Annotated in this window: 5 protein-coding genes; 2 read left to right on the forward strand and 3 right to left on the reverse strand. The window is 57.3% G+C overall.

What is annotated here, in order from left to right:
- A partial coding sequence (gene xsc / locus ACTIKR_RS19205; RefSeq protein ID WP_442328719.1) for a sulfoacetaldehyde acetyltransferase occupies window positions 1-1,534 on the reverse strand: 1,534 nt, incomplete at its 3' end.
- A 191-nt stretch (window positions 1,535-1,725) separates the two neighbouring features.
- Here xsc and ACTIKR_RS19210 point away from each other — a divergent pair.
- Together ACTIKR_RS19210 and ACTIKR_RS19215 are read left to right on the forward strand one after the other, a co-directional pair.
- Complete coding sequence (locus ACTIKR_RS19210; RefSeq protein WP_442328720.1) at window positions 1,726-3,405, forward strand: amidohydrolase; 1,680 nt, start codon at window positions 1,726-1,728, stop codon at window positions 3,403-3,405.
- Window positions 3,402-4,361 (forward strand): CobW family GTP-binding protein, encoded by a 960-nt coding sequence (locus ACTIKR_RS19215; protein ID WP_442328721.1) that lies wholly within the window; start codon window positions 3,402-3,404, stop codon window positions 4,359-4,361. Before ACTIKR_RS19210 ends, ACTIKR_RS19215 begins: the two co-directional genes overlap by 4 nt.
- A 120-nt stretch (window positions 4,362-4,481) precedes the next feature.
- Here the strand turns inward: ACTIKR_RS19215 and ACTIKR_RS19220 are convergent, their stop codons facing one another.
- The gene (locus ACTIKR_RS19220; RefSeq protein ID WP_442328722.1) at window positions 4,482-5,456 is read right to left on the reverse strand and encodes a Bug family tripartite tricarboxylate transporter substrate binding protein; all 975 of its coding nucleotides are present in this window, start codon (window positions 5,454-5,456) and stop codon (window positions 4,482-4,484) included.
- 70 nt (window positions 5,457-5,526) lie between these two features.
- Window positions 5,527-6,211: IclR family transcriptional regulator (locus ACTIKR_RS19225; protein WP_442328723.1), on the reverse strand; the 685-nt coding region annotated here is incomplete at its 5' end.

Raw genomic sequence — 6,211 nt, forward strand, 5'->3', positions numbered from 1 at the left:
TCTTCTCTGCACCCCACTGACGGTTATGGAAGACCACTGCGGTGACCGGAATGTCGTGACGCACGCAGGTCATGATTTCGACCATGCTCATGCCCCAGGCGCCGTCGCCGGCATAGGCGATGGCAGGACGATCCGGGGCGGCCACTTTAGCACCGATGATCGTGGGCAGGGCATAGCCACAGTTACCGAAACTCATGGGAGCAAAGAAGCTGCGCGGTTTTTCGAAACGCAGGTAGCTATTGGCCACAGAGTTGATATTGCCGATATCTGTAGAGACCATGACGTTTTCCGGCATGGCTTTTTCCAATTCACGCAGCACCTGACGTGGATGCAGATATTTGCCGCCTTCTTTTTTGGCTTCCTCGATCATGTCCAGGCTGTACGCATCTTTCTCGTGCGTCCATTTATCCAGCTCTTTTTCCCATGCCGCTTTTTCGTCGGCAATGGTTTTGGCGCGTGCTTCTTTGGTTGCATCCGAGGCCAGCTTCTTGTCCTGCAGGCGCTCAAGTAATGCGACAGCCGCGGCCTTTGCATCGCCACAAATGCCAACTGAAATTTTCTTCACCAGGCCGAGCATTTTGTTGTCGGCATCAATCTGGATGATCTTCGCTTCCTTGGGCCAGTAGTCCATGCCATGTTGTGGCAGGGTGCCGAATGGGCCCAGGCGTGAGCCCAGCGCCACAACGACATCGGCCTGTGCGATCAACTTCATGGCAGCCTTGGAGCCCTGGTAGCCCAGCGGACCGGCCCACAGTGGATGGCTGGCGGGGAACGAGTCATTGTGCAGATAGCTGTTGACCACGGGCGCGCCCAGCCGCTCGGCCAGTGCTTTGCATTCTTCGACGGCATCGGCCATGACAACGCCACCGCCGGAAAGGATAACGGGGAATTTGGCGGTAGCCAGCAGTTCGGCCGCTTCGTTCAGGCTTTTTTCACCACCGGCACCACGATCCAGGCGCTGCGGCTGTGGAATTTCGGTTTCGATTTCACCATAGAAATAATCACGGGGAATATTCAACTGGGTCGGGCCGATTTCGGACAGTGCCCGGTCAAAGCAGCGGGCGGTATATTCGGCCATGCGTTTCGGATTATTGACATGTCCCTGGTATTTGGTGAATTCCTGGAACATCGGTAACTGGTTGGCTTCCTGAAAGCCGCCCAGCCCCATGCCCATGGTGCCGGTTTCCGGTGTGATCATCACGACAGGAGAGTGTGCCCAATAGGCAGCGGCAATCGCTGTCACGCAGTTGCTGATGCCCGGTCCGTTCTGGCCGATCACCACGCCATGGCGGCCGCTGACCCGCGCATAGCCGTCTGCCATGTGCGCGCCGCCTTGTTCGTGAACCACAGGAATCAGCCGGATGCCCGCCGGGGCGAAGATATCCATGGCGTCCATAAAGGCGGAGCCCATGATGCCAAAGATATTGGTTACGCCATTGGCGACCATAGTTTCAACAAAAGCCTCCGATGGTGTCATTTTCTGGACGCCGCTAACGGCTTTTTGGGGGGACTGCTGGGGTGTTGACGTGTTCATGATTGACGTATCCTCACTTTGTTCGTGTAAATATGAATATTCGGTATGAAAGATTCCGATTTTTTGTTAATAATACGAGGCTAAGTGGGGTTTGGTCAATATAAATTTTAAAAAACGAGATAAATAATCTCGTAATGTAGAATTTGTATATCTGCCTATAGTAATATGTGCAGGTCAAAGGAGGAGTAAACATGTCGCCATCTATATCGGGCAATGCTGAGATACGCATTTATCGTGCGCGCAGTATTATCACCATGAATCCTGCACAGCCGCGGGCCACGCATGTAGCGGTCAGGGATGGCCGCATTCTTGGCGCCGGCGATCTGGCTTCATTACAGGGCTGGGGCAAGGCGGTAGTGGACGACCGGTTTGCGGATAAATTCATCATGCCCGGCTTGATTGAAGGGCATAGCCATCTGCTAGAAGGCGGCATGTGGAGTTTTGCCTATGTTGGGTTTTACGACAGGCGCGGTCCTGACGGGCGCCTGTGGAAAGGTCTGAAAACGCTGCAAGCGGTTGTTGCGCGCTTGCAGCAGGCCGAGCAGGCCATGACAGACCCCGCCAAAACGCTGTGCGCGTGGGGTTTTGATCCGATTTATTTCCAGGGTGAACGGATAACCACCGAACACTTGGACCAGGTTTCCCCCAGCCGGCCGGTCGTGGTGCTTCATGCCAGTATCCATTTGATGAACGTAAACACAGCCATGCTGCAGATGGCCGGGATCACCGCTGATTCGGGTATCGATGGCGTCGAGTGTGACGCCTCGGGCAAGCTGACGGGCCAATTGCAGGAATTTGCCGCCATGTATCTGGTGTTCCGCAAGATTGGCAATGTCTATTTTGATGAGGGACAAACTTCCCATGGCATCTGGAACTTTGCCCGGGTTGCGCAGCTGGCTGGCGTCACGACAGCGACCGACCTGGTTAATGACCTGAGCGAGGAAACACTGGCCAGCCTGGCAGAGACTACCGGCGGCGATACGTTTCCGCTGCGCCTGGTGCCGGCGTATGCGCCCTTGCGTGACCCGCAAGGTAAGGGACTGGATCGGGTGCTGCCCAGCATTGCGCGCAACACGGACAAACTCAGTTTTGGCATTGTCAAACTAATCGTGGACGGCTCCATTCAGGGCTTTACCGCCAGGCTGCGTTGGCCGCATTATTACAAGCCACCGGCAGGTGCACAGGAGAACGGTATCTGGGTGATTCCGCCGCAACAGTTGCGCGAGCTGATCCAGACCTATCATGACGCCGGGCTGACCGTGCATATCCATACCAATGGCGACGAGGCGACCGACGTGGCGCTCGATGCCCTGGAAACGGTGCTTGCCGCCAGTCCGCGCCGCGACCACAGGCATACCCTGCAGCACTGCCAGATGGCCAGCACGGCGCAGTTCCGGCGCATGGCCAGCCTGGGTGTGTGCGCCAACCTGTTTGCCAACCATCTGTACTATTGGGGCGATGCCCATTATGAAATGACCATGGGTCCCGAGCGCGCCAACCGCTTGAATGCCGCGGCGACGGCGCTGGCTGCCGGCGTGCCGATTTCATTGCATTCGGATGCGCCTGTCACCCCCATTGCGCCCCTGTTTACGGCCTGGTGCGCCGTCAACAGAATGACGGCGTCTGGTCGCGTGCTGGGCGAGGAAAACAGGATTTCGGTGCAGCAGGCTTTGCATGCCATGACGCTGGGCGCAGCCTATACGCTTAAGCTGGATGACCGGATCGGCAGTATCGAGACCGGCAAACAGGCCGATTTCGCCATCCTTGAAGAAGATCCGCTGGCGGTTGATCCGACCCGGCTCAAGGACATCAGGATCTGGGGCACCGTGCTGGGTGGCACGATCTTTCCCTGCCCGCAGATAGAAACATGAGCCAGACCATCGCGCTGACCGTGCTGGGAGGCTTTCTGGGGGCCGGCAAAACCACGGTCCTCAATCACCTGCTGCAGGCGCCCCATGGCTTGCGACTGATGGTATTGGTCAATGATTTCGGCGCCATCAATATTGACGCTTCACTGATTCAATCGGTCAGTGGGGACGGCGTCATCTCGCTACGCAACGGGTGTGTGTGCTGCTCCATGGGGGGCGAGTTGATGAATGCGCTGATGGCAATTGAAAAGCAGGCGGCCAATCTGGATGGACTGATTATCGAGGGCAGCGGAGTGAGCGATCCCAAAAAGATCGCGCAGATCGGCGCGCTTGGCCAGGGATTTTCCTTGCAGTCCATTGTCACCATAGTGGATGCAGCCGCCGTGCTTGAACAGTGTGAGGATCGACATACCGGCGAGATGGTGAAAGCGCAGATTGCCGCAGCCCATATGATTCTGCTCAATAAAATTGATCTGGTGGATGCGGCGCGGCGCAAGCAAGTGCTGGCCTGGCTGCATGAGACGGCGCCGGGTGTTCCGGTGTTTGCCGGCAGCAACGGCCAGTTCGACTGGACGCTATTGTTGTCCTCGACAGGGCAGCACGCCTTACAAGCACAAACGACCAGCAGCGCTGGTACCGGGCTGTTTACCGGCCGGCAGGCAATAGCGCCTGTCGGGCAGTCATTTGAGTCTTACTGTTTTGACAATGCCGTTGCATTTGATGAGCAGCGGTTACTTGCGGCTTTCAGCCAAATGCCGGCGCCGGTTCTGCGCGCCAAGGGCATTGTATTGCTGGGACCGGAAAAAAGAAGTTGCGTGTTGCATTATGTGCGAGGCCAGCGCGTTAGCCTTGAACCGGCAACGCCGACAATTGCCGCCGGGCCGCTGGTTTTTGTCGGCACAACGCAGTTGGACAAGGTGGCGCTGCAAGACGCACTCTGGCAGGCAGTACTGGCCTGAACCTGTCAGATCATTTGTCGTTGGCCCAGGGCGCTTGCATGAGGCGCCTGTTATTTTGATGGACGGACAGCGCCCTCGCCAGGCACGCCCCAATTGCGACAGATCAACTGCCGCATCGAATCAATTTGCCTTGAAGCCCGATTCCTTGATAATCGGCCCCCAGACTTTATTTTCCTTCTCCAGTAATGCCTTCATGCTGGCTGCCGATTCGCCGGTTAGCTCCAGACCCAGCTTTTCGAAGTTCTTGCGCAACTCGGCATTTTTGGCAATGGCGATAAACGATTTTTCCAGGCGGGCGACGGTTTCCGGTGGCGTGCCTTTTGGCACATAGGCGCCATACCAGATTTTTACGTTCTCGAATCCTTCGATGCCCTGCTCATGCAGGGTTTTGACGCCAGGCAGGAAGCTGACCGGCTGGGTGCCTGCCAGCCCCAGAAAACGGATTTTTCCGGCGCGATACAGTTCCATCTGCGCACCGGCCGCGTCCACGCCCAGCGGGACATGGCCGCCCATTTCATCATTGACCAGTTGAGGGCCGCCGGAATAGGAGGCCGGTTCGAGTTTGACGTTCTGGTGCTTGGCCATCTGCAATACGCCAAAGTGCGTGGGGCCGCCCAGCCCGGCCAGGCCGACCGCGCCAAGCGCCGGGTCAGCCTTGACTGCTGCCATATATTCCTGAATCGTTTTGTACGGTTGGACGCTGCCCGTAGACATCACAATCGGCACGTTGGCCAGGTTGGCCACGGGCACCAGATCGTTGGGTGAGTAATTGAGCTTGGCATAGGTGTAGGGATAACTGGTAAACGGCATGGAGTGTGAGAGCAGGACGGTGCGTCCATCGGGTTTGGCCCGTGCAACTTCCGTTGCCGCCATCATGGTAGAGGCGCCCGGCTTGTTTTCGACATAAGCCTGGCCGTTGCCGGCTTTCCTGTACTCTTCGGCGACAGCACGCGCCAGCGCATCAAGAATTCCACCTGCCGGATAACCGACAACGATTTTAATCGTGTCGTTTTGAGCCCAGGCCTGGGAAGGCAGGCCCGGGACAAGTGTGACAGCGGACAGGACCAGGGAACGCAAAAAAGGACGTTTGTTCATGAGATCACCTATAGATCAGTTGTTTAAGGCAGTGGAGTACGGCTGTGGATGGAAGGGAGAAAATGGATTGTCATGGGATTTCGATATCCTGTCTGTCGCCGGGCTTTGCATTGCCGGCCAGCACCTGACCCAGCGCCAGGGCAGTGTCCTTCATCAAGCTGGAGAACGTGAACAGGTCGGAAAATGAATGCGTGGCGGTTGGGGCGTGGCAGGCGACAGCCGCGATGACGCGACCGCGGTCGTTCTGAACCGGCACGGCAATGGCGACCATGCCCTTGACGAACTCTTCGTTGTCAGTGCCGATTCTTTGTTGCGCGATCAGTCCCAGTTCATGTGCAAGACGCAGCCGGTCTGTAATGGTTTTGGGTGTCATGACCGGTAGCGGCAGGGTATCGAGCAGGCAGTTGCGGTGCACATCGGGCATCATCGCCAGAAACAGCTTGCCGCTGGCGGTGCAGTGCAACGGTACATGGGCGCCAGTGCGCAGATGCAGTTGCAGGCGCATGTCGCTCTCGGGTTCGACACGCGCCAGATAATGCACCTGATTGTCGATCAGCGCGGTCAGATTGCATGTTTCGCCGGTGGCAGCCACCAATTTTCCAAGCAGCAGCCGGCACATGCGATCAAAGTGCGTGGAACTGAGCACGGACAGCGCCAGTTGATGTGAGCAGGCGCCCAGCACATAGCCACGATCATCGGGAAGTCTCGTCACATAGGCAGCCTCCTGCAACTGCTGCAAAAGCCGCAGGACACTG

This window comes from Advenella sp. (assembly GCF_052108595.1).
GTDB lineage: Bacteria > Pseudomonadota > Gammaproteobacteria > Burkholderiales > Burkholderiaceae_B > Advenella.